Below are 22,803 nucleotides of genomic sequence, written 5' to 3'. Positions count from 1 at the left end.
AAGTCAGATGACATACAAGTGATACAAATAGCAGGAATGGACTTTTATTCAGAACTTTTAAAATTCAACAAAAGTAAGCGTTTTATAAAAAACAAGCTATAATGAGGGCAGATTATAATTTATGATAAGTCACATGCTTTTTAGTTATTATCGTAACAAGTGAAGTTGACTAAACCATGAGAGAGTAACATGAGAATTATAATAGGAAAGATATCGCTTGTTTATGCTATCCTTGCAATGGCTTCTGTGTTAAACTTTGGATTGCTACCAGACTTTATTGTGGATTATCTTATATCATTTTTTAATGAAAATAATGCTAAGATTCTTATGTATTATTATAACTGGTATTATTTCAGGTTATATTGGATTACTTTTATTTAAAAATTATCCAATTCATACAGCAGAACAAATTCGTGGTACAACTGGAAAAGCGACAGATGTAGCAGGTTAATAGAATAGTAGAATAAATTTTTGCATAGAGGTTTAGGGGGAGTTATGATGAAGTATCGCTCAGTATTTGATATTATCGGTCCAGTTATGATTGGACCATCAAGTTCACATACAGCAGGCGCGGCAAGAATGGGGCAAGTTGCTCGCCAGCTGTTTCGTCATGAACCAGAAAGAGTAAGCATTTCGTTATATGGATCATTTGCAAAGACGTATCGAGGGCATGGTACGGATGTAGCACTAATCGGTGGAATATTAGGATTTGAAACAGATGACTTACGTATTCCAGAGGCGCTAGAAATAGCAAAAGAGCGCGGAATTGAAGTGGAATTCATTGAAGAAGATGCCAATGCACCTCACCCAAATACAGCGAAAATTCGTTTGTATAAAGGTGAAGAAGAAATTGAAGTTGTTGCTTGCTCAATTGGTGGCGGTAAAATTGAAGTTGTAGAATTAAACGGATTCGATCTTCAATTATCAGGCACAAGTCCAGCACTACTTATTGTAAATAACGATCGCTTTGGTGCTATTGCAGCAGTAGCTTCAATCCTTGCTACAAACGAGATTAACATTAGTACAATGAGTGTTTCTCGTAAAGAAAAAGGAAGAAGAGCGCTTATGGTTATTGAAACAGATGAATTATTAGCAGATGAAGTGATTGAAGAAATAAAAGCGCAACAAAATATTTGTCAAGTAACTATTATGGATTAATTGCAGGGGGGACACACCATGTTTCGGAACGCAGCGGAACTAGTGGCGCAAGCTAAAGAACAAAATGTAAAAATCGCAGAAATTATGATTCAATGTGAAATGGAAACAAGAAGTATTTCACGTGAAGAAGTAATTGCTGGTATGGAAAAGAACTTAGTCGTGATGGAACAAGCAGTAGAACGTGGTATTCGCGGCGTGAAATCACCAACTGGTTTAACTGGTGGAGATGCTGTAAAAGTTCAAGCGTATATGAAGAGTGGAAAAGGCTTATCTGGAGATACGATTTTGGATGCAGTAAGCAAAGCTGTTGCAACAAATGAAGTAAACGCAGCGATGGGAATTATTTGTGCAACACCAACAGCAGGGTCTGCTGGAACAGTGCCAGGTGTACTATTTGCGCTAAGAGAAAAATTGCAGCCTACACGTGAAGAAATGATTGAATTCTTATTTACAGCAGGAGCTTTCGGTATGGTTGTTGCGAATAACGCTTGTATTTCTGGTGCTGCAGGAGGATGCCAAGCTGAAGTTGGTTCAGCAAGTGGAATGGCGGCTGCAGCTGCAGTTGAGATGGCTGGTGGAACACAAGATCAAGCAGCTACAGCGATGGCAATTTCATTAAAGAACATGCTTGGTTTAGTGTGTGATCCTGTTGCAGGACTTGTAGAAGTACCTTGTGTAAAACGTAATGCAGCAGGAGCTGCAAATGCGATGATTTCAGCAGATTTAGCATTAGCTGGTGTAACGAGTACAATTCCATGTGATGAAGTAATTGAGGCAATGTTTAGAATCGGACAAACGATGCCAGTAGCACTTCGTGAAACAGCGGAAGGTGGACTTGCAGCAACGCCGACTGGTCGTCGCCTGCAAGAAGAGATTTTTGGGAAGAACAATAACTAAGTGTAATTATAGAAAAAGGAGCTCAAATAAACTTGAGCTCCTTTTTTTATTTTTCTTTTGTTAGTTGTTCTAATGTTTTTCCAAGATTATGTGATCGTTCCGTTGCCTGTGTAATACAAGAAATAAGTGCTTGTTGAAATTTATGTTCTTGTAATACTTCAATACCTGCTTCGGTAGTTCCGCCAGGAGAAGTAATTTCCTTTCGCAAAATAGAAGGGTGTTTGTCACTTGCTTTTAGCATTTCAGCAGCACCAATCATCGTTTGAAGAATAAGTGATTTTGCAACATCTTCTTTTAAACCAATTTTTTTTGCAGCTTCTTCCATAGCTTCCACTACGTAATAAATATAAGCAGGTCCACTTCCGGATAATGCAGTGACAGCATGCATATCTTCTTCCTCTACAACAGAGACGAGACCAATCGTTTCAAATAAAGATGTTGCAGTGCGAATATGTTCCGCTGTTGCATGTTTCGAAGGGGAGATAGCGGTAGCTGATTTTAAAATGGCTGCGGATGTATTTGGCATTGCACGAATAATTGGAACGTCTTTTTGAAGTAGTTTTCTAATTGAGTGAGTAGAAACACCTGCTAGTAATGAAATAATAAGCACGTTATTATTTATGTATTCTTTAAAAGGGATAAGCGCCTCTGCAACATCCTTTGGTTTCATTGCTAGAAAAAGAATATTTGCATCAGTAAGTAATTCTTTTTTATTATGAGTACCTTTGACACCGTATTTTTTATGTAGCTCTTGTAATCTTGTCTCGTTAGAACGATTACTTACAGTAATTTGTTCACATTTAACAACATTTGCATGTAACAAGCCACCAATAATAGCTTCAGCAATAGAGCCTGCACCTAGAAAGGAAATGTTTTGAATAGACATGATGTTCCTCCTTTAATTTTGGTTAGAAATTCTTATAAATGTACATACATTCGTTTTTTTATAGGAAACACCTCTTTTTATCTGAAAATAATGACAAATATATATAGAAGTTGTAAACTGAAGAAGTATTCATTTTTGAACCGGAAAGAGACAGGGGGGCTAAGCATGACGGCGATTCACCGAATGGAGATTCCTGTACCATTTGCAGTGGAAACTGTGAATGTGTTTTTAGTTGAGGGGGAGACATTAACATTAATTGATACAGGGACGAATACAGAAGAGGCAAGAAATGCGTTAGAAAGTCAATTAGGTACATTAGGACATACGATAGAAGATATTGAAACAGTAGTCATTACGCATCATCATGCAGATCATTGTGGACTTTTAAATATATTTTCTGAGAAGACGAATATTATTGGACATCCTTGGAATGAGCCTTGGATCACACAAAATCCAGAGTTTTTAAAGCGGTATCATGAATTTTTTAGAGAGACGGCCTTACAGTTTGGTGTGCCAGTAGCATTTTTGAAAGACGAGTCGTTATTGACGACGAGGACACTTAAATATTCTTGTAATAGATCGTTAACGCATACTGTGAGAGAAGGAGATCGTATTAATTCTTTGCCTGGATTTACAGTGCTTGAAACACCAGGTCATGCTTCTACTCATATTTCTTTATATAGAGAATCTGATGGAATATTAATTGGTGGAGATGCTCTCATTAGTCATATTTCTTCGAATCCAATACTAGAACCACCATATGAAGGGCAAACAGAACGGGCACGCCCATTACTACAATATAATCAAACATTACAGCGTTTAAGCGAAATGAATATTTCACGCATTTTATCAGGGCATGGGGAAGATGTTCTAAATGTGAAACAACTTATTGAAACGAGATTACAAAAGCAAGAAACACGTGCTTTTAAAGTACTTGAGTTATTAAAGGAAAAACCAATGACAGCATTTGAAGTATGTGTAAAACTATTTCCGGTATTATATAAAGAACAATTACCACTTACTATTTCAGAAACGGTTGGACAATTGGACTATTTAGCATATAATCAACAAGTGATGATTGATGAGTCATCGCAACAATTGATTTATTATGCAAAGTAGGTGACAGCAATGACAGGACGTTTACAAAATAAAGTAATCGTCATTACAGGTGCTTCTAGTGGGATTGGTGAGCAAGTTGCAATGCAAGTTGCAGCACAGGGAGCGACTCCAGTATTAATGGCTCGAACAGAAGAGAAACTACAAGCGTTAGTAGACAAAATTAAAGAAACTTATAATACGCCTTGCTATTATTATGTATTAGATGTAAGTGATGAGATGGAAGTACAGTCTGTTTTTTCAAAGGTATTACAAGAAGTGGGACGTATTGATATATTAGTAAACAATGCGGGATTTGGTATTTTTAAAACGTTTGAAGATGCGTCAATGGGTGAAGTAAAAGATATGTTCCAAGTAAATGTATTTGGATTAGTAGCATGTACGAAAGCGGTACTACCTTATATGGTAAACAAGAATGAAGGACATATTATTAATATTGCTTCACTTGCTGGAAAAATTGCGACTCCGAAATCGAGTGCTTATGCAGCAACGAAACATGCCGTATTAGGATTTACGAATAGTTTACGCATGGAATTAGCCAATACAGATATTTATGTTACAGCAATTAATCCAGGTCCGATAGATACAAACTTTTTTGAAATAGCGGATCAATCTGGTACATATGTAAAGAATATGGGACGTTACATGTTAAAACCAACATACGTAGCAGAACAAATCGTAAAGTCGATGCACACGAAAAAACGTGAAGTAAACTTACCGAAGTGGATGGGAATTGGCCCGAAACTTTATGCTTTATTCCCAGGTTTATTTGAACGTGTAGCAGGTAAATCATTAAGTAAAAAATAGGAGATTTCCATATGGAAATCTCCTATTTTTTATTGTTTTCCAGTTACATAATCATAAACAATATCCTCAATTTCCTCGTATAAATCAATTTCAATATTTGAATGAGTCACCGTTTGAATATGTTTCACTAGCATTTCCTGATCTTCTTTTGATATTGGACTGCATTGATATTGTTGAAAACTTTTTATAATCATTTTCTCAATTAATTTTTCGTTCATATTTTTCCCCGCCTGTATGTACGTATGTATTGTTTTATTGTACTTGAAGTGAAATAAAAAAACTACTATGCACTATTTTTGTATAAAAATTCGGTTGAGTATATTATTTTTCTAATAAAATTAAGTTTTTTTAGATTTAAAAATTTATAAATATTTAATTGACTCTATAAATATACAATATTATAATCATACTTAATTTAAAGAATCGATATGAGGAGGAACTTATGAAAGTCGCAATTATTGGAGCCACTGGATATGGGGGCATTGAGTTAATTCGTTTATTAGAACAACATCCATATTTTTCGATAGCATCTCTCCATTCTTTTTCACAAGTTGGTGAGTGTATAACAAATGTATATCCGCATCTTCGAAATGTCCTTTTTCATACGTTACAAGAAATTGATGTGGAGACGATAGGAAAAGAAGCAGAAATCGTATTTCTAGCAACCCCAGCAGGAGTATCGGCGGAGTTAACGCCCAAGTTATTAGCAGAAGGTTTAAAAGTAATTGACCTATCTGGAGACTTTCGTATGATAGATCCTTCGTCATATGAACTGTGGTATAAAAGGCCAGCAGCGAAAGAAGAAATTCTTAGAAAAGCAGTGTATGGGTTAAGTGAATGGAAAAGGACTGGGATTCAAAAGGCAAATTTAATTGCAAACCCAGGATGTTTTGCTACAGCCACATTGCTAGCGATAGCGCCGTTAGTACGTAGCGGCATGATTGAAGAAGATTCGATTATTATTGATGCGAAATCAGGGGTATCAGGAGCAGGTAAAACACCAACAACAATGACTCATTTTCCTGAGCTATATGATAACTTGCACATTTATAAAGTGAATGAGCATCAGCACGTTCCAGAGATTGAGCAAATGCTTACAGAATGGAATAGTGAATCACAGCCAATTACATTTAGCACACATTTAATACCGATATCACGAGGAATCATGATTACACTTTATGCAAAAGTAAAACAAAAGATGGAAATAAAGCAAATTCAAAAATTGTATGAAGAAACGTATGAACAATCGCCTTTCATCCGAATTTGTACGCAAGGGAAATTTCCAAGTCCAAAAGAAGTGAGAGGCTCAAATTATTGTGATATTGGCATAGCTTACGATGAAAGAGCTGAAAGAGTTACGGTCGTTTCTGTTATAGACAATATGATGAAAGGCGCGGCTGGGCAAGCGATTCAAAATGCAAACATAATAGCGGGACTAGAAGAGACAACAGGTTTACAACATATGCCGCTTTATCTATAAGGGGGACATGATGATTAAAGTAGCGTCTATTACAAAATTAGAAAATGGTTCAATTGTAACGCCGAAAGGCTTTTCTGCAATTGGTACTGCAAATGGTTTAAAAAAGGAGAAAAAGGATTTAGGTGCCATCGTTTGTGATGTACCTGCATCATGTGCCGCTGTGTATACAACGAATCAAATACAAGCAGCTCCTTTGCAAGTAACGAAGGATAGTATAACGGCAGAAGGGAAGTTACAAGCAATTATCGTTAATAGTGGAAATGCAAATGCTTGTACTGGAATGAAAGGATTACAAGACGCATACGAGATGCGCGCATTAGGGGCGGAACATTTTGGGATGAAAGAAAATTACGTTGCAGTAGCTTCAACAGGTGTAATTGGTGTTCCACTGCCGATGGATATAATCCGAAAGGGAGTTGCAACTCTTATACCAACGAAGGAAGAAAGTGAAGCATATTGTTTTTCTGAAGCAATTTTAACGACGGATCTTATAACGAAAGAAACTTGCTATGAAATGATTATTGATGGGAAGAAAGTGGCGATTGCGGGTGTTGCAAAAGGTTCAGGGATGATTCATCCGAATATGGCAACGATGCTTAGTTTTATTACGACAGATGCTCATATAGAGCATGACGTATTGCAAACAGTGTTATCCCAAATTACGAATCATACATTTAATCAAATTACGGTAGATGGAGATACTTCTACGAATGATATGGTCATCGTTATGGCAAGTGGATTATCAGAAACAAGACCGATAAATATGGAACATACAGATTGGGAAACTTTCGTATGTGCTTTACAGAAGGTATGTGAAGATTTAGCGAAAAAAATTGCGCAAGATGGTGAAGGAGCTAAGAAGTTAATAGAAGTAAATGTGCTAGGAGCTCAAACGAATGGAGAGGCAAAAAAAATTGCAAAGCAAATAGTCGGTTCGAGTCTTGTGAAAACAGCAATACATGGTGAAGACCCAAACTGGGGGCGAATTATTAGCAGTATTGGACAAAGTGAAGTAGCTATTAATCCGAACACAATTGACATTACTCTTCAATCTATATCGGTATTAAAAAATAGTGAGCCTCAAATATTTTCTGAAGAAGAAATGAAAGAGAGATTACAAGAAGATGAAATAGTCATTAATGTGTACTTACACTTAGGTGAAGAGACAGGATCAGCTTGGGGCTGTGACTTAAGCTATGAATATGTGAAAATAAATGCTTGTTATCGTACATAAGGAGAGAGAAAATGAGCGATTATATTGTAGTGAAATGCGGCGGTAGTATGTTGAATCAATTAAATGCTGTGTTTTTTGATTGTATAAAGAAATTGCAACAGAAGTATAAAGTAGTGATTGTTCATGGTGGTGGGCCAGAAATTGATGCCAAATTAAAAGATTGTAACATCAACGTAGAAAAAAGAGATGGATTACGCGTAACACCAAAAGAAGTTATGGATGTTGTTCAAATGGTGCTATGTGGAAGTACGAATAAAAAACTCGTAATGAATTTACAAAAGCATAATTTACTTGCTGTAGGTTGTTCGGGGTGTGACGGTAATTTACTTCAAGTTCAACCTGTCAGCGAGGAGATAGGATATGTGGGAGAAGTAAGTTATGTAGAAACAGCCTTATTAAAAGGATTAATAAATATGGGGTATATTCCTGTTATTGCTCCAATCGGGGTAAATGGTAATGAAATTTATAACATAAATGCGGACAATGCTGCAGCTGGGATTGCGGCCGCGTTAGGGGCAAAAGAGCTTATTTTTATTACGGATGTAGATGGAATATTACATGAAGGGAATTTGGTAAAGGAAACGGATGAATCTGAAATTGCAACTTTTATAGAAACAGGTGTTATTACAGGTGGGATGATTCCGAAAGTACAGGCGGCACTAGCATCATTAAAAATGGGAGTGCAAAAGATAAGTATTGTGAATGGTACAAAAGATTTTACTGAGGTTACGGGAGAGTGTATTGGAACGACGGTAACGAAAGGTGTGAGTATTGCATGACGAGTCATCTTTTTCAAACGTATGGCAGAAGAACTATTGAGTTTGTAAAGGGAACTGGAACGAAAGTTATTGATAATAAAGGTAAGCAATATTTAGATTTTACATCAGGAATTGGCGTATGTAATTTAGGACATTGTCACCCTACTGTTCTCAAAGGTGTACAAGAGCAACTTGATGATATATGGCATATATCTAACCTGTTTACAAACAGCTTACAAGAAGAAGTTGCGTCATTATTAACAGAAAATAGAGCATTAGATTATGTGTTTTTCTGTAATAGTGGGGCAGAGGCAAATGAAGCGGCTTTAAAGTTAGCACGTAAGCATACTGGAAAATCTCTCGTCGTAACATGCCAGCAGTCTTTTCACGGTAGAACATTTGGAACGATGAGTGCAACGGGCCAAGATAAGGTGAAAGAAGGATTTGGTCCATTACTTCCATCTTTTTTACATATCCCTTTTAACGATATTAAAGCATTAGATGAAGTAATGAATGAAGAAGTTGCGGCGGTAATGGTAGAAGTTGTTCAAGGAGAGGGAGGAGTAATACCTGCTGATCTATCTTTTTTGAAAGAGATTGAAACATTATGTAATAAGTTCGGTTCCTTATTTATTATAGACGAAGTACAAACGGGGATAGGAAGAACTGGAACACTATTCGCTTATGAACAAGTGGGAATAGAGCCTGATATCGTTACCGTTGCAAAGGCACTTGGGAATGGGATTCCTGTCGGAGCGATGATTGGCGGGAAAGAGCTCGGAACGTCGTTTACTGCAGGATCACACGGTTCAACTTTTGGCGGGAATTACATCGCGATGGTTGCAGCGAAAGAAGTATTGCAAGTGAGTAAAAAACCATCGTTTTTAAAAGAAGTACAAGAAAAAGGCGAGTACGTATTAGAGAAGTTGCAAGAGGAATTACAGCATGTCGAATGTATTCAAAATATACGTGGTAAGGGGCTTATGATTGGGATTGAGTGTAAGCATGAAGTTGCAAGTTTTATAGAACAACTAGAAAACGAAGGACTTCTCGTATTACAAGCAGGCCCTAATGTTATAAGACTATTACCGCCACTCATTGTCACGAATGAAGAGTTAGAACAGGCAGTATATATAATAAAAAAAGTAGTTTGTACAAAAAACGTATCAATCATATAAGGGGGAAGTTTCATGTCAACTGTACAAGTACCGAAATTAAATACGAAAGATCTTTTAACACTAGAAGAATTAAAGAAAGAAGAAATTATTTCTTTAATTGAGTTCGCTATATATTTAAAAAAGAATAAGCAAGAGCCTTTATTACAAGGCAAAATATTAGGGCTTATTTTTGATAAGCATTCAACTCGTACTCGTGTATCTTTTGAAGCGGGAATGGTACAACTCGGGGGACATGGTATGTTTTTAAGTGGGAAAGAGATGCAAATGGGAAGAGGAGAAACCGTTTCAGATACTGCGAAAGTATTATCGCAGTATATTGACGGGATCATGATACGTACATTCTCACACGCGGATGTAGAAGAGCTTGCAAAAGAATCGAGTATTCCTGTTATTAACGGTTTAACGGATGATCATCATCCTTGTCAAGCATTGGCAGACCTCATGACGATATATGAAGAAACAAATACATTTAAAGGAATAAAATTAGCTTACGTAGGTGACGGAAATAATGTATGTCATTCATTGTTGCTAGCGAGTGCAAAAGTCGGAATGCATATGACTGTTGCAACGCCTGTAGGATATGAACCGAATGAAGAGATTGTAAAAAAAGCGTTAGCGATTGCCAAGGAAACAGGAGCTGAAATTGAAGTTTTGCATGATCCTGAATTAGCGGTGAATGAAGCAGATTTCATTTATACTGACGTTTGGATGAGCATGGGGCAAGAGGGCGAAGAAGAGAAATATTCTTTATTTCAACCTTACCAAATCAATAACGAACTTGTTAAGCATGCGAAACAAACATATCGTTTCTTACACTGTTTACCTGCCCATCGTGAAGAAGAAGTAACAGGCGAAATTATAGATGGACCACAGTCTATCGTATTTGAGCAAGCTGGTAATCGATTGCATGCTCAAAAAGCGTTATTAGTGAGTTTATTTAAAAATGTAGAAGAGCCTTCCTAAAAGGGAGGTTTTTTTATATTAAAATGTCGGATGTATATTTGGTTAACCATTTCGATATCATTTATAATAAAAGAGAAAACTAAATTTGTTTTTCAGAGTGTGTAAGGACATACTACATATAAAAATATAGTTAAAGAGATGATGAGGGTGAAAACAACTAAGAAAACATATTCGTTTTTTCAGCGGATGTGGAGAATATTAAAGTTTCAATATTATAAGTTGCTTCGATCGCCAGAAGGCGCAAAGAAAGTATCGTTAGGGTTTGCTATAGGATTCGGCTTAGAAATGTTAGTCATTTATACGGCATCGCTCGTATATGTAATATTTTATCCAATCGTCAGGTTAGCAAAGGGATCTTTTCCTGCGGCAGTTATTGGCAATATTATTGGGAAAATATCGTTTCTCCCAGTATTTTTATTTCCGCTTGCGTATGCGCTAGGAAAAATGATTTATCCATTTCATGTACAGAAAATTCATCATGAACCATTTACGATATCGGACTTGTTTTCAAGTCACATTTTTACGATATTAAAGAGCTTATTACAAAGTGAAGTGTATGTATTAATTGGAATGACGATTTTAGGAGTTGTGTTTGGTCTCATTTCATATTTCGTTGTGCATTATTTATACGAAAAGAACCGTAAGTTACGCTTGAAGAAAAGGAAGAAACGAGTGAGAGAACCACTTGTACAATTATAAACAATGTCACATTCATTTTCTCCTTTGAATATGTTTAAGAAAAAGGAGGAGAGGATAATGTATTATTATTACGTACCTCAAGTATATCCATATGTAAATTATTATCCGGTTTATGATACGAGTAGACAATACGAATTATATCGGCAACAACAATTACAGCAATTATCACAAATACCACAATTACCACAACAACAGCCTACACAGGAAAAAAAACCATATTTAACAACATGGCCATATTCCAATGTGTACTATGGTAATTATTACGAATCATAAAGCTGCTTCTATTTAGAAGCAGCTTTATACGTTTGTTTTCAAAATTAAATTTTGAATGGTTTGAAGAGAATGAATGAGCTTTTCGCGCTCTTCCTCAGATAATGTTTGGAAATTTTCTTTTAGTTTGTCTAAAATGAATTGCTGATACTGATTTACTAATAATTTCCCTTCAGCTGTTAGAGAAATTAAAATGACCCGTCGATCTTTTTCGCTATAATGACGCTCTATTAGTTCTTCTTGAATAAGTTTGTTTAATAGAGGTGTCATGTTAGGCCGTGAAATCGCTAGCCGCTTGCCGATTTCGGAAACTGCTAATGTGCCGTTTTCATGCAAAAGCAGTAATACTTGTGTATGTGATGGCGGCATATGTCTTTGAGAAGAAAATTCTCCAGGAAGCATAAATTTGCGATAAAAAAGAGGCACTAGCGAAAGAAGATGATCAACAATACGTTCCCACTCGCGTGATTCCATATAAAGGCCCCCTTCCACTATCATTGTAACAAAAAAGACATGTTATAAAAATAGAATTGTTTCATGGTCGCTTTAATATTTGTAGGATAACACTTGCTTTGTAAATGTATTGGCAATAATTGCATAGCCGTTATCATTTGGGTGTACTTGGTCAAATAATAACTCTTTTTTATCATTCGATATTAATTTGCGAATTGGTAAAACGATAGATGGTTGATTTGCTTTGGAAATGGAATAAACAGATTCATTCCAGCCATCTAAAAACATATCTGCATAACTTGCGATGGAGTCATCGAGTTGTAACGGGTTATAGAGTTCTGAGAGAATGAGTAAAGCATCCGGATTTTGATCTCGAACTGTCTTTACAATACTTTTTATATCCGCTTCAAAATGGGCTTTTTCTTTATTTAACATTTTTATACCATCTATAACACCGACATCACGATTTAAACGAAATAAATTATTTCCTCCAATATTAATTGTAATTATATTTGCTGCTCTAATTTTTTGCTTTACATCTTCTGATTGAACTTTTTTAGCGAGACGATCTGTTGTAAGACCGTTTATCCCAAGGTTTTCTACAGTAATTGGTTTATGAATTTGTGCTTCTATTTGTTTAGAGGCTAATTCAGCAAATCCACCTTGTGTTGATCCATATCCTTTAGCGAGCGAATCACCTAGTACGAGATGATAAAAGGAATCGTTTGTTTGCTTATCAATCCAACTTGGAGTAGATGTTTTTTCTGTTTTTTCTTCGGGTTCATTTTGTTTTGTCTCGTCGTTCTTTTCAAAATAAGAATAAGAAATGATCAGAAGGAGGAGACAAACAATTGTTAAGATGACTTTTTTCATAAATTCATCCTCCTTGTAATTGGTAATTGTATCATATTCAGCAGTATTAGCAATGTAAGGGCATATTATATGTTTATGAAAAGTTTATAATAACTTTACAGAAAATTTGTTGAAGTTTGTCAAAAAATATTGACGATAGGAAAGAACTTTATATATGATAATGTCAGATAAGGTGAAATTTTAATTAGTGGGAGCTTTATTTCCTATTAATTGTTAGTCTTCATCAATCGAGCGTTTAAGGGGACTACTCGTTAGCGCAGGGTGAAATGAAAATTGTGTCTCTAATAGAAGAAAAAAGGTATGTGGTTAGAGACAGATAGGGATTCATTTCATTATTTCTGGTAATTGTATAAGGGGGATTTTTTGTGAAAAAGTCAAAAAAAATGCTAGCTGGAGCAACTCTTGCGATTGGTGTTATAGCACCGCAAGTAATGCCAGCAACAGCTCATGCAGATGAGAACACTGGGGAGAGTACAGTTAACTTACGAATTCTGGAAACATCAGATATTCACGTTAACTTAATGAATTACGATTATTATCAAACGAAAACAGATAATAAAGTAGGTCTCGTACAAACGGCAACACTCGTTAATAAAGCACGTGAAGAAGTGAAGAACTCTGTCCTATTTGATGATGGGGATGCATTACAAGGGACACCACTTGGAGATTATGTAGCAAATAAAATAAAAGATCCGAAGAATCCTGTGGATCCTAGTTATACACATCCATTATATCGTGTAATGAATTTAATGAAGTATGACGTCATCTCTCTTGGGAATCATGAATTTAACTACGGTTTAGAGTATTTAAAAAAAGTGATTAAAAAAACGGATTTCCCGGTTATTAACTCGAATGTCTATATAGATGACCATGATGGTAATGATGAGAATGACAAGCATTACTTTGATAAACCATATCATATTTTAGAGAAAGAAGTAGTGGATGAAGCAGGCCAAAAACAAATAGTGAAAATTGGTGTAATGGGATTTGTTCCACCACAAATTATGAATTGGGATAAAGCGAATTTAGAAGGACAAGTTAAAGCGAAAGATATAGTTGAAACAGCGAAGAAAATGGTACCAAAAATGAAAGCAGAAGGTGCAGATGTTATCGTTGCACTAGCTCATTCCGGTGTTGATAAAAGTGGATACAACGTTGGTATGGAAAACGCGTCGTATTATTTAACAGAGGTTCCTGACGTAGATGCAGTATTAATGGGACATTCACATACTGAAGTGCAGGATATATTTAATGGTGTTCCAGTTGTAATGCCTGGCGTTTTTGGCAGTAACTTAGGTATTATTGATATGCAATTGAAAAAGGTAAACGGAAAATGGGAAGTACAAAAAAAGGATCAACCTAAGCCAGCACTTCGTAAGATTGCTGATAGTAAAGGTAATCCGTTAGTACAGTCGGATCAAAAATTAGTTAATGAAATTAAAGATGAACATGAAAAGACAATCGAATATGTAAATACACCTGTAGGTACAACGAAAGCACCAATTAATAGTTATTTTTCATTAGTACAAGATGATCCTTCTGTACAAATTGTGACAAATGCGCAAAAATGGTATGTAGAACAAGAACTTAAAAAACCAGAATACGAAAAGATTAAAGATATTCCGGTTTTATCTGCAGGTGCACCATTTAAAGCAGGTGGCCGAAACGGTGCAACATATTATACGGATATTCCAGCTGGAACGTTAGCGATTAAAAACGTTGCAGATTTATACGTATATCCAAATACGTTATATGCTGTAAAAGTAAATGGGGCACAAGTGAAAGAATGGCTTGAAATGTCTGCAGGTCAGTTTAATAAAATTGATCCAAAGAAAACAGAAGAACAGCCGTTAGTAAATATAGGCTATCCTACATATAACTTTGATATTATAGATGGTTTAAAATATGAAATTGATGTAACACAACCGGCGAAATACGATAAAGATGGAAAAGTTGTAAATGCAAATACGAATCGTATTGTAAATATGACATATGAAGGTAAGCCAGTAGCTGATGATCAAGAGTTTATCGTCGCTACAAATAACTATCGTGGAAGTAGTCAAACGTTCCCGGGTGTAAGTAAAGGGGAAGTTGTATACCAATCACAAGATGAAACACGTCAAATCATTGTGAAGTATATGCAAAAAATAAAAGATATTGATCCAGTAGCTGATCAAAATTGGACGTTTAAACCGATTGTTGCAGATAAATTAAATACAACATTTGATTCTTCACCAAATGCACAAAAGTATATAAAGAAAGATGGGAACATATCATATGTTGGACCATCTGAAAATGAATTTGCTAAATATGCAATTGATATAACGAAGAAGAACGATGGTGGAGGAAACCCAACAATACCACCAAAAGGTGATGGAGAAAACCCAACGACACCACCGAAAGGTGATGGAGAGAACCCAACAACACCGCCAACAGGTAATGGAGAAAACCCAACACCACCAACAGAAGAAGGTAATAATGGTAATGAACCAAAACAAGATGGAAACAATACTGGATCTGGACAAACTACAACAGATGATCAAAATACAAAAGAAACAACAACTGTAAGTGAAAATAAAGAAGCGGAAAAAGATGAACGTGATTTACCGAAAACAGGTGCAAGTATTGCTTCTACAATTGGAGCTGGTCTTGCGTTTGTTGGAGCGGGATTACTTCTGTTATTTAGAAGAAAGAAAGCGAATAGATAGTCGAGAAATATAAAAAGGATTACCGATTTGGTAATCCTTTTTATATATTATGAAACTGGTACTGCTTTTTCTTTTTTCCATGAAAGACCGAATCCAGTAAAGCCGACGATAATGGTTACGACTGGACATGCTAAACAGAAGATTGCGTATGGCAGGTAATCGAATGTTGGAACGCTAAGAACGTTTGTTAAGAATACGCCACTTACACCCCATGGTACGAGTGGATTAATTACTGTACCAGCATCTTCTAATACTCGTGATAAATTACGACGTTCTAAACCGACTTCATCGTATTTATTAGCAAATGCTTGTCCTGTTAAAACGATGGATAAGTACTGCTCACCAAGTAAGAAGTTTACACCAATTGCAGTTGAAGCAGTAGAAATAATTAAGCGTGTACTAGTTTTTACGAAGCTAGAGATGATATTCATTAGCTGCGTGATAATACCCATTCCTTGTAATAATCCTCCCATACAAAGAGCTAGGAAAATAAGAGCAATTGACATCATCATACTTTGCAGGCCACCGCGAGATAATAAGCTATCAATATCTTTGATACCAGTTTTAGAAACGTAACCGTCTTGCATAATTTTAATTAAATCAGCTAAAGAAGTGCTAGGTTTAAAAATAAAGAGAATAATAATTCCTACCACAATTCCTGCAAGTAATGTTGGAACTGCGGGTACCTTTTTAAATGCGAATAGGAACAGTAATAAAATAGGAATCAGTGTAACGATAGAAATCGTTGCATTTTTTTCTAGTGTGTTAATAAATGCTGAGAAATCAACGTTTCCACCAGATCCGCTTCCTAAAATGAAAAATGCGATAAAAGCAATAATGAAAGCTGGAACTGTTGTCCAAAGCATGTTACGAATATGTTCAAATAAATCTACACCCGTTACAGCAGGCGCTAAGTTTGTTGTATCAGATAAAGGAGACATTTTATCTCCGAAGAATGCACCAGAAATAATTGCACCAGCAATAAGAGCTGGATCGTATCCAAGGGCAGTACCCATTCCCATAAAAGCAAGTCCTACAGTTGCAGCAGTTGTAAAAGCACTACCGATACTCGTTCCAACAATTGCACAAACAACAAAAACAGTTGGAACGAAAATTTTTGGAGATACAAGTTGGAAGCCGTATACCATTAAAGTTGGAATAGTTCCAGCTGCGATCCAAACGCTAATTAATACGCCTACAAGTAAGAAAATAAATATAGATGGAATACCAGCTGAAATACTACTGATCATCCCTTTCTCCATAGTAGACCAAGAGATTTTCTTCAGGAATCCAAATGCTAATAAAAGAACGATACCAAATAAAATTGGGATGTGTGGTGAAACTTCCAATTGAATAACACTAAAACCAATACAGAAAAAGATAAAAATTGTTAAAAGAACAGACTCAATTTTTGAAACCATTGTTTTCCCCTCCTAAGTAATGTAAAATAGCTCTTTTTTATATAAAATTCGCCAATATTGTATATTTCCTTCTAAAATTTAGAATTTCGTGACAAATTACCGGTAATTGTTGGTCCTTCTATATGATACGGAAATGATTGGATAAAAAAACGTCCCTGCATATAATTATGCAGGGACGAAGAAATCGCGGTACCACCCTAGCTTGTGAAATGAATGTATCACAAAATAAAGGGTCATATGATATGCGCTTATAAAATAAAAAACGCCCCTGCAATATATGCAGGGACGAAAAATTCGCGGTACCACCCTAAATTGTGAAACAGTGTCGTTTCACCACTCTTTAGACATAACGGTCTATAACCGTCTTTCACTACTCCTCACGTTTCGTAAAAGAAGCTCCAGGGGGTAATTCATAATTCGCTCTGTACTGGTTCGCACCGACCACCAGCTCTCTGAAATCAGAAATCGAAATACTACTAAATCCTATCAACGCCGATTCATATGATGTTAGTTAAATTTTTATCATATTTTCATCTTACATGTCAATAAAAATATTAAATATTTTTTAGGGAAATAAAGGAGAATTGTTTTTAACGCTGTAAAAATGTACGTTATAATGAATTTGAAAGGGGGAGGAAAGAGTGAAGAAAAAAATAATTCTTTTTACCACTTTATTAGTTATTGGAGGAAGTGCTGGAATTTACACAGCTTTTGCGGCTGAATCAGAGCAGTTGAAACAAAAGCAAATACAACAGTCAGAAGTGAAGAAAGTAAAAGAAATAGAAGAGAAGAAATCAATGGAAAAAGCAGCAGAAAAACTAGGAGTTTCTACTGAGGGGAAAACAAAAGAAGAGGTTACGAAAGAAGTAAATACCGCTAGGTTTGAGAAGCGTCATGATTTATTAATTGAGCACGCTAAGCAACTTGGAATTGATACAGAGGGGAAAAAAGATGAAGAAATTATTTTAGAAATTGGAAAGATACAGCATGGAAAGTAGAACAACTTATCGTATGATAAGTTGTTCTTTTTTAAGAACTATTTGATTTTAAAATAATTGACAGTCATTCGGATTTAATGTTAACTATATTTATAAACAAGTTAACATTAGGGGTGACAGTTGTGACAATAAATAGTAGAACAATTGAAAAATCATCTTATACATATGAAGAATTAGCAGAGAAAAATAAAGCTTACGTATGGCACCCATTTACACAAATGAAAGATTATTTAGAAGAAGATCCTGTCATTATTGAACGTGGAGAGGGAAGAAAACTATACGATGTAAATGGTAATGAATATTGGGATGGTGTTTCATCTATATGGTTAAATGTTCACGGACATCAAGTACCGGAATTAGATGCAGCAATTCGTGAGCAATTAAATAAAATTGCTCATTCTACTATGTTAGGACTTGCTAACGTTCCATCTATTTTATTAGCAGAAAAAATTATTGAGGTTGTACCAGATGGATTGAAGAAGGTATTCTATTCTGATTCAGGTTCTACCGCTGTTGAAATTGCAATTAAGATGGCTTTCCAATATTGGCAGCATAAAGGGAAACCAAAGAAACAAAGATTTGTTACATTAAAAGAAGCATATCACGGTGATACAATTGGAGCTGTTTCAGTAGGGGCAATAGACTTGTTTCACCAAGTGTATAGTTCGCTCTTATTTGATGCGATTAAAATGCCGTATCCATATACATATCGTTCTCCTTACGGAAATAATAAGGAGGAAATTGTAAAAAGCCATTTAGAAGAAATGGAAGAATTGTTGAAAGAAAAGCATGAAGAAGTAGCTGCCATCATTGTAGAGCCATTAATGCAAGGTGCTGGCGGAATGATTACAATGCCAAAAGGATATTTAAAAGGACTGCGCGATTTATGTACAAAGTACAATGTATTATTTATTACAGATGAGGTAGCGACTGGATTTGGGCGTACAGGGAAAATGTTTGCGTGTGAACATGAAAATGTGACGCCAGACATTTTAACTGCTGGGAAAGGTTTAACAGGTGGATATTTACCAATTGCAGTTACGGTAACGACAGATGAAATATATAATGCCTTCTTAGGAGAATATGAAGAACAAAAAACATTTTTCCATGGACATAGCTACACAGGTAATCCGTTAGGGTGTGCCGTAGCAATCGCGAATCTAGAACTATATGAAAAAACAAATTTAATAGAAGAAGTGGCACGTAAAACGGATTATGTGACAGCGCAATTAGAAAAGCTCTTTGCCTATAAACATGTAGGTGATATTCGTCAGTGCGGATTAATGGTTGGTATTGAGCTTGTGAAGAATAAGGAAACGAAAGAAGCGTTTGACTGGACAGAAAGAGTCGGTGTTCAAGTATGTAAACGCTCAAGAGAGCTGGGTATGATTTTACGACCGCTAGGTAACACGATTGTATTTATGCCACCACTTGCTTCTACTTTTGAAGAGATTGATGATATGTTACGCATTTTATATAAGGCAATCTCAGATGTTACGGAGGGAGAATAATGAGTGGTTTTTTCATAACAGCAACTGATACTGAAGTTGGAAAAACAGTAGTTGCAGGTGCTATAGCAGGTGTATTTAGAGAATTAGGATATAACGTAGGGGTATATAAACCGTTACAAAGTGGGCATGTTGCATCAAACCCTGAGGGAGATGCGGCAAGGTTAAAAGTACTATCAGGTGTACCGACACAAGAAAATGAAATTTGCCCTTATTCTATTGAAGAACCACTTGCTCCGAGACTTGCCATGAAAAGAGTTGGAAGAGTAGTAAAGTTAAAAGAAATTACTGATTACTATAATGAACTATTAAAAGAGTTTAATAGCTTATTTGTAGAAGGAGCAGGTGGGCTTGCTGTCCCATATACAGAAGATGCTTTAGTAATAGATTTTGCAACAGAATTACAGTTGCCTCTTATTGTAGTAGCTCGTCCTACATTAGGAACAGTAAATCATACAGTGTTAACGATTGCTTACGCAAAGGCGCATGGCTTAACCGTAGCGGGTGTCATTTTATCAGGTTGCAAAGAATGTGAAATGGAAAGAGTGCAAGAAAATAAAGAGATGATTGAAGAGCTGAGCGGGGTACCAGTTTTAGGATTATTACCATTCTTTGAAGGTGAGTTTACGAAAGAAGAAGTATTAGAATCTGCAAAAGAACATATTATGATTTCAAAATTAGAGGAGTTTATCCAAAATGAATCAAACGTGGCGGGCGCACCTTCAATCTAAATTACAACAATTACATGAGCAAGGGCAGTATCGAAATTTATATGTAACAGAGAAGGCAGAAGAGACTTGGCTTATTCGAGATAAAAAAAGGATGTTAAATTTAGCGTCAAATAATTATTTAGGGTTAGCTGGAGATGAAAGGTTAAAAGAAGCTGCTATTGCCTGTACAAAAAGATGTGGAACTGGAGCGACTGCCTCTCGTCTCGTTGTAGGAAATCATCCATTATATGAAGAGGTTGAGAGAAGCATATGTGACTGGAAAGGTACTGAAAGAGCTTTAATTGTAAATAGTGGGTATACGGCAAATATAGGTGCCATATCTTCTTTAGCCTCTCGGCACGATATTGTTTTTAGTGATAAGTTAAATCACGCAAGTATTGTTGATGGAATCATATTAAGCGGGGCAGAGCATAAAAGGTATCGTCATAATGATTTGGATCATTTAGAGAAGCTGTTGAAAACAGCGTCACCTGAAAAGCGGAAATTAATCGTAACTGATACCATTTTTAGTATGGATGGTGATACTGCTTATTTGAGAGATTTAGTACAGCTGAAAGAGAAATACGGGGCAATCATTATAGTCGATGAAGCACATGCGAGTGGAATATATGGAATCGGCGGAGCTGGGTTATCTCATATAGAAAAAAATCTTGCTCAAAAAATTGATATACATATGGGGACGTTTAGCAAGGCTTTAGGGTGTTATGGTGCGTATTTGACAGGTGATGAAATTTATATAGAATATTTACAAAATATGATGAGAAGCTTTATTTTTACTACAGCTTTACCACCAAGTACGTTAGGAGCAGTGCAAAAAGCAATTGAAATTGTAAAAGAAGATAACGAAAGAAGAGAGAACCTTATAGCAAACGGAGAATACTTCAGAACTAAATTAAGGGATGCTGGTTTTGATATTGGGAATAGTTCAACTCATATTGTACCGATTGTAGTCAGTTCAAATGAACATGCTTTACGATTTAGTAAAAGGTTGCAAGAGGCAGGGATTGCGGCTATTGCAATTCGTCCGCCAACTGTGCCGGTTCATAGTTCTCGAATTCGCTTTGCAGTTACATCGCAACATACAATAGCTGATTTAAAATGGGCTATTGACCGAATTATTCACATTGCGAAAGAAGAGGAGATTTTCGTATGAACGAGCTAAAGATTATTTTTATCCCCGGATGGGGAATGGAAGAGAATATTTGGGATTTAGTAATTCCGTATTTTAAAGGATATCCTGTTCAATGCATAGATTGGCGTAATGTGAACGAACGAAGTGAATTTGTGGACCGAATTATAGATGTAGCGCATAACGACAACGTAATTTTAGTTGGTTGGTCACTAGGAGCGTTAGCAGCAGTTGAAGCTTATAAAAAGATTAAGGCAAAAGGCATCGTATTAATTGGTGGTACTGCTAAATTTACAAATACGAGCGATTACAGTAACGGATGGAATGCTTTGCATGTAGAACGGCTGAAAAGGAATTTGGCGAGAAGGAAAGAAGATACGCTCAAACGGTTTTATGAAAATATGTTTACGAAAGATGAGTTAAAAGAGAATAAAAACTTTGAAGACATTGTAGACCGTTTTAAAGGTGATTCTATTCAGTCTTTACAACTAGGTTTGGATTATTTAATAGAAACAGATATGAGAGAAGAACTAAAAGAAATTAAAGTACCTATACTACTTATTCACGGAGAACAGGATGTAATATGCCCATTGTCTGCGGCACGTAGTATGACGGAGAATAGCAGCAGCGAGCTGAAAGTAGTAAGTGATGCAGGGCATGCGTTATGTGTAACGAATTTTGAATATTGCGCAAATGAGATAATTCAATTTGTAGAGGGGATACGACATGATCAACAAAACGTTACTACAAAAACGGTTTAATGGGGCAGCCGTATCTTACGATCGATATGCAAATGTACAAAAAAAGATGGCACATTCATTACTTTCAATCTTAAAGGAACGATATAGTGAAACGGCATCAATACGTATTTTAGAACTGGGGTGCGGGACGGGGTATGTAACAGAGCAATTATCAAAGTTATTTCCGAAAGCACATATTACAGCAGTTGATTTTGCTGAAAGTATGATTGCAATTGCGCAAACTAGACAAAATGTAAAAAATGTAACGTTTCACTGTGAAGATATTGAGCGATTACGATTAGAAGAATCATATGATGTCATTATTTCAAATGCTACATTTCAATGGTTAAATAATTTACAACAAGTGTTAAGAAATTTATTTCAACATTTGTCTATAGATGGGATATTACTCTTTTCAACGTTTGGACATGAAACATTTCAAGAATTGCATGCTTCGTTCCAACGTGCGAAAGAAGAAAGAAATATAAAAAATGAAACATCGATTGGTCAACGTTTTTATTCGAAAGATCAGTTGCTTCATATATGCAAGATAGAAACAGGGGATGTGCATGTTTCTGAAACATGTTACATAGAGAGTTTTACAGAAGTTAAGGAATTTCTACATTCTATTCGAAAAGTAGGAGCGACTAATAGCAATGAAGGATCATATTGTCAAAGTCCCTCACTCTTTCGTGCGATGCTACGCATATACGAAAGAGACTTCACGGGAAATGAAGGGATAATGGCAACGTATCATGCTTTATTTATACATATAACAAAAGAGGGGAAGAGATGA

Annotated in this window: 24 protein-coding genes and 1 other annotated feature; of the genes, 19 read left to right on the top strand and 5 right to left on the bottom strand. The window is 35.9% G+C overall.

Annotated features, from left to right (window positions below; translation table 11 throughout):
- Positions 1-313: 313 nt before the first annotated feature.
- From AC3EMB_RS20290 to sdaAA, 3 genes are read left to right on the top strand one after another with little or no spacing between them, the layout of a single operon-like run.
- Positions 314-451, top strand: a complete 138-nt coding sequence (locus AC3EMB_RS20290) for a hypothetical protein (RefSeq protein WP_000943432.1) — start codon at positions 314-316, stop codon at positions 449-451.
- 47 nt (positions 452-498) lie between these two features.
- Positions 499-1,158 carry an L-serine ammonia-lyase, iron-sulfur-dependent subunit beta gene (sdaAB, locus tag AC3EMB_RS20285; RefSeq protein ID WP_000877449.1) on the top strand — a complete coding sequence of 220 codons (660 nt, stop codon included), beginning with the start codon at positions 499-501 and terminating at the stop codon, positions 1,156-1,158.
- Between the two features lie 18 nt (positions 1,159-1,176).
- Positions 1,177-2,055: an L-serine ammonia-lyase, iron-sulfur-dependent, subunit alpha gene (sdaAA, locus tag AC3EMB_RS20280; RefSeq protein WP_000489461.1), complete on the top strand. Its 879-nt coding sequence runs from the start codon at positions 1,177-1,179 to the stop codon at positions 2,053-2,055.
- Between the two features lie 46 nt (positions 2,056-2,101).
- Here the strand turns inward: sdaAA and proI are convergent, their stop codons facing one another.
- Positions 2,102-2,941 (bottom strand): pyrroline-5-carboxylate reductase ProI, encoded by an 840-nt coding sequence (gene proI / locus AC3EMB_RS20275; RefSeq protein WP_000027242.1) that lies wholly within the window; start codon positions 2,939-2,941, stop codon positions 2,102-2,104.
- 165 nt (positions 2,942-3,106) lie between these two features.
- Here proI and AC3EMB_RS20270 point away from each other — a divergent pair, with 165 nt between their 5' ends.
- The gene (locus AC3EMB_RS20270) at positions 3,107-4,060 is read left to right on the top strand and encodes an MBL fold metallo-hydrolase (RefSeq protein ID WP_000125135.1); all 954 of its coding nucleotides are present in this window, start codon (positions 3,107-3,109) and stop codon (positions 4,058-4,060) included.
- Between the two features lie 9 nt (positions 4,061-4,069).
- Positions 4,070-4,864: an SDR family NAD(P)-dependent oxidoreductase gene (locus AC3EMB_RS20265; RefSeq protein WP_000147789.1), complete on the top strand. Its 795-nt coding sequence runs from the start codon at positions 4,070-4,072 to the stop codon at positions 4,862-4,864.
- A 29-nt stretch (positions 4,865-4,893) separates the two neighbouring features.
- Here the strand turns inward: AC3EMB_RS20265 and AC3EMB_RS20260 are convergent, their stop codons facing one another.
- Positions 4,894-5,082, bottom strand: coding sequence for a YqzH family protein (locus AC3EMB_RS20260; RefSeq protein WP_001003222.1), 189 nt, complete (start codon positions 5,080-5,082; stop codon positions 4,894-4,896).
- Between the two features lie 224 nt (positions 5,083-5,306).
- On the opposite strand from AC3EMB_RS20260, the gene argC reads away from it, so the two are divergent.
- The 7 genes from argC (at position 5,307) to AC3EMB_RS20225 (ending at position 11,449) form a co-directional block, all read left to right on the top strand.
- Positions 5,307-6,344 carry an N-acetyl-gamma-glutamyl-phosphate reductase gene (argC, locus tag AC3EMB_RS20255; protein WP_071729704.1) on the top strand — a complete coding sequence of 346 codons (1,038 nt, stop codon included), beginning with the start codon at positions 5,307-5,309 and terminating at the stop codon, positions 6,342-6,344.
- A gap of 10 nt (positions 6,345-6,354) precedes the next feature.
- On the top strand, positions 6,355-7,578 hold the full coding sequence (gene argJ, locus AC3EMB_RS20250) for a bifunctional glutamate N-acetyltransferase/amino-acid acetyltransferase ArgJ (protein WP_488517249.1): 1,224 nt from the start codon (positions 6,355-6,357) through the stop codon (positions 7,576-7,578).
- An 11-nt stretch (positions 7,579-7,589) separates the two neighbouring features.
- On the top strand, positions 7,590-8,357 hold the full coding sequence (gene argB, locus AC3EMB_RS20245; protein ID WP_001286792.1) for an acetylglutamate kinase: 768 nt from the start codon (positions 7,590-7,592) through the stop codon (positions 8,355-8,357).
- The gene (argD, locus tag AC3EMB_RS20240; RefSeq protein ID WP_488517248.1) at positions 8,354-9,514 is read left to right on the top strand and encodes an acetylornithine transaminase; all 1,161 of its coding nucleotides are present in this window, start codon (positions 8,354-8,356) and stop codon (positions 9,512-9,514) included. Before argB ends, argD begins: the two co-directional genes overlap by 4 nt.
- Positions 9,515-9,526: 12 nt before the next feature.
- Entirely contained in the window at positions 9,527-10,477 is a 951-nt protein-coding gene (argF, locus tag AC3EMB_RS20235; RefSeq protein WP_488517247.1) for an ornithine carbamoyltransferase, read from the top strand.
- A gap of 138 nt (positions 10,478-10,615) precedes the next feature.
- Complete coding sequence (locus tag AC3EMB_RS20230; protein WP_002005691.1) at positions 10,616-11,176, top strand: DUF2062 domain-containing protein; 561 nt, start codon at positions 10,616-10,618, stop codon at positions 11,174-11,176.
- Between the two features lie 57 nt (positions 11,177-11,233).
- Positions 11,234-11,449 (top strand): hypothetical protein, encoded by a 216-nt coding sequence (locus tag AC3EMB_RS20225; RefSeq protein WP_000291956.1) that lies wholly within the window; start codon positions 11,234-11,236, stop codon positions 11,447-11,449.
- A gap of 24 nt (positions 11,450-11,473) precedes the next feature.
- Here the strand turns inward: AC3EMB_RS20225 and AC3EMB_RS20220 are convergent, their stop codons facing one another.
- Positions 11,474-11,920, bottom strand: a complete 447-nt coding sequence (locus AC3EMB_RS20220; RefSeq protein ID WP_000445819.1) for a MarR family winged helix-turn-helix transcriptional regulator — start codon at positions 11,918-11,920, stop codon at positions 11,474-11,476.
- Between the two features lie 72 nt (positions 11,921-11,992).
- Positions 11,993-12,772, bottom strand: coding sequence for a GDSL-type esterase/lipase family protein (locus tag AC3EMB_RS20215; protein ID WP_488517246.1), 780 nt, complete (start codon positions 12,770-12,772; stop codon positions 11,993-11,995).
- A gap of 365 nt (positions 12,773-13,137) precedes the next feature.
- Between AC3EMB_RS20215 and cpdB the strand changes: the two genes are divergently transcribed.
- A complete protein-coding gene (gene cpdB / locus AC3EMB_RS20210; protein ID WP_488517245.1) occupies positions 13,138-15,480 on the top strand; it encodes a bifunctional 2',3'-cyclic-nucleotide 2'-phosphodiesterase/3'-nucleotidase in 2,343 nt (780 codons plus the stop codon).
- A gap of 47 nt (positions 15,481-15,527) precedes the next feature.
- On the opposite strand, the gene nhaC is transcribed toward cpdB, so the two are convergent.
- Positions 15,528-16,901, bottom strand: a complete 1,374-nt coding sequence (gene nhaC / locus AC3EMB_RS20205) for a Na+/H+ antiporter NhaC (protein ID WP_488517244.1) — start codon at positions 16,899-16,901, stop codon at positions 15,528-15,530.
- Between the two features lie 278 nt (positions 16,902-17,179).
- Positions 17,180-17,400 (bottom strand) — a binding site (T-box leader).
- A 142-nt stretch (positions 17,401-17,542) separates the two neighbouring features.
- On the opposite strand from nhaC, the gene AC3EMB_RS20200 reads away from it, so the two are divergent.
- The 6 genes from AC3EMB_RS20200 (at position 17,543) to bioC (ending at position 22,803) form a co-directional block, all read left to right on the top strand.
- Positions 17,543-17,899 (top strand): hypothetical protein, encoded by a 357-nt coding sequence (locus AC3EMB_RS20200; RefSeq protein WP_000726902.1) that lies wholly within the window; start codon positions 17,543-17,545, stop codon positions 17,897-17,899.
- Between the two features lie 77 nt (positions 17,900-17,976).
- Complete coding sequence (gene bioA / locus AC3EMB_RS20195) at positions 17,977-19,410, top strand: adenosylmethionine--8-amino-7-oxononanoate transaminase (RefSeq protein ID WP_140155617.1); 1,434 nt, start codon at positions 17,977-17,979, stop codon at positions 19,408-19,410.
- The gene (bioD, locus tag AC3EMB_RS20190) at positions 19,410-20,138 is read left to right on the top strand and encodes a dethiobiotin synthase (protein ID WP_488517243.1); all 729 of its coding nucleotides are present in this window, start codon (positions 19,410-19,412) and stop codon (positions 20,136-20,138) included. Before bioA ends, bioD begins: the two co-directional genes overlap by 1 nt.
- Positions 20,104-21,291: an 8-amino-7-oxononanoate synthase gene (gene bioF, locus AC3EMB_RS20185; protein WP_098127026.1), complete on the top strand. Its 1,188-nt coding sequence runs from the start codon at positions 20,104-20,106 to the stop codon at positions 21,289-21,291. Before bioD ends, bioF begins: the two co-directional genes overlap by 35 nt.
- A complete protein-coding gene (locus AC3EMB_RS20180) occupies positions 21,288-22,028 on the top strand; it encodes an alpha/beta fold hydrolase (protein ID WP_263039216.1) in 741 nt (246 codons plus the stop codon). The genes bioF and AC3EMB_RS20180 overlap by 4 nt, the downstream gene beginning before the upstream one ends.
- Positions 21,994-22,803, top strand: coding sequence for a malonyl-ACP O-methyltransferase BioC (gene bioC / locus AC3EMB_RS20175; RefSeq protein ID WP_000608911.1), 810 nt, complete (start codon positions 21,994-21,996; stop codon positions 22,801-22,803). The genes AC3EMB_RS20180 and bioC overlap by 35 nt, the downstream gene beginning before the upstream one ends.

This window comes from Bacillus sp. LQ16 (assembly GCF_057784645.1).
Note: the sequence above shows the minus strand (reverse complement) of the source record. Positions and strands in the feature narration are given on the sequence as shown.

Bases quoted from the DNA above. Each gene is read 5' to 3' on its own strand.
- AC3EMB_RS20230 (WP_002005691.1), top strand. From the start codon at position 10,616: ATGATGAGGGTGAAAACAACTAAGAAAACATATTCGTTTTTTCAGCGG.
- bioC (WP_000608911.1), top strand. From the start codon at position 21,994: ATGATCAACAAAACGTTACTACAAAAACGGTTTAATGGGGCAGCCGTA.
- argF (WP_488517247.1), top strand. From the start codon at position 9,527: ATGTCAACTGTACAAGTACCGAAATTAAATACGAAAGATCTTTTAACA.
- bioD (WP_488517243.1), top strand. From the start codon at position 19,410: ATGAGTGGTTTTTTCATAACAGCAACTGATACTGAAGTTGGAAAAACA.
- AC3EMB_RS20220 (WP_000445819.1), bottom strand. From the start codon at position 11,920: ATGGAATCACGCGAGTGGGAACGTATTGTTGATCATCTTCTTTCGCTA.
- sdaAB (WP_000877449.1), top strand. From the start codon at position 499: ATGAAGTATCGCTCAGTATTTGATATTATCGGTCCAGTTATGATTGGA.
- AC3EMB_RS20290 (WP_000943432.1), top strand. From the start codon at position 314: ATGCTAAGATTCTTATGTATTATTATAACTGGTATTATTTCAGGTTAT.
- bioF (WP_098127026.1), top strand. From the start codon at position 20,104: ATGAATCAAACGTGGCGGGCGCACCTTCAATCTAAATTACAACAATTA.
- nhaC (WP_488517244.1), bottom strand. From the start codon at position 16,901: ATGGTTTCAAAAATTGAGTCTGTTCTTTTAACAATTTTTATCTTTTTC.
- argC (WP_071729704.1), top strand. From the start codon at position 5,307: ATGAAAGTCGCAATTATTGGAGCCACTGGATATGGGGGCATTGAGTTA.
- proI (WP_000027242.1), bottom strand. From the start codon at position 2,941: ATGTCTATTCAAAACATTTCCTTTCTAGGTGCAGGCTCTATTGCTGAA.
- argJ (WP_488517249.1), top strand. From the start codon at position 6,355: ATGATTAAAGTAGCGTCTATTACAAAATTAGAAAATGGTTCAATTGTA.
- AC3EMB_RS20225 (WP_000291956.1), top strand. From the start codon at position 11,234: ATGTATTATTATTACGTACCTCAAGTATATCCATATGTAAATTATTAT.
- AC3EMB_RS20180 (WP_263039216.1), top strand. From the start codon at position 21,288: ATGAACGAGCTAAAGATTATTTTTATCCCCGGATGGGGAATGGAAGAG.
- AC3EMB_RS20265 (WP_000147789.1), top strand. From the start codon at position 4,070: ATGACAGGACGTTTACAAAATAAAGTAATCGTCATTACAGGTGCTTCT.
- AC3EMB_RS20215 (WP_488517246.1), bottom strand. From the start codon at position 12,772: ATGAAAAAAGTCATCTTAACAATTGTTTGTCTCCTCCTTCTGATCATT.
- argB (WP_001286792.1), top strand. From the start codon at position 7,590: ATGAGCGATTATATTGTAGTGAAATGCGGCGGTAGTATGTTGAATCAA.
- sdaAA (WP_000489461.1), top strand. From the start codon at position 1,177: ATGTTTCGGAACGCAGCGGAACTAGTGGCGCAAGCTAAAGAACAAAAT.
- bioA (WP_140155617.1), top strand. From the start codon at position 17,977: ATGTTAACTATATTTATAAACAAGTTAACATTAGGGGTGACAGTTGTG.
- AC3EMB_RS20270 (WP_000125135.1), top strand. From the start codon at position 3,107: ATGACGGCGATTCACCGAATGGAGATTCCTGTACCATTTGCAGTGGAA.
- AC3EMB_RS20260 (WP_001003222.1), bottom strand. From the start codon at position 5,082: ATGAACGAAAAATTAATTGAGAAAATGATTATAAAAAGTTTTCAACAA.
- argD (WP_488517248.1), top strand. From the start codon at position 8,354: ATGACGAGTCATCTTTTTCAAACGTATGGCAGAAGAACTATTGAGTTT.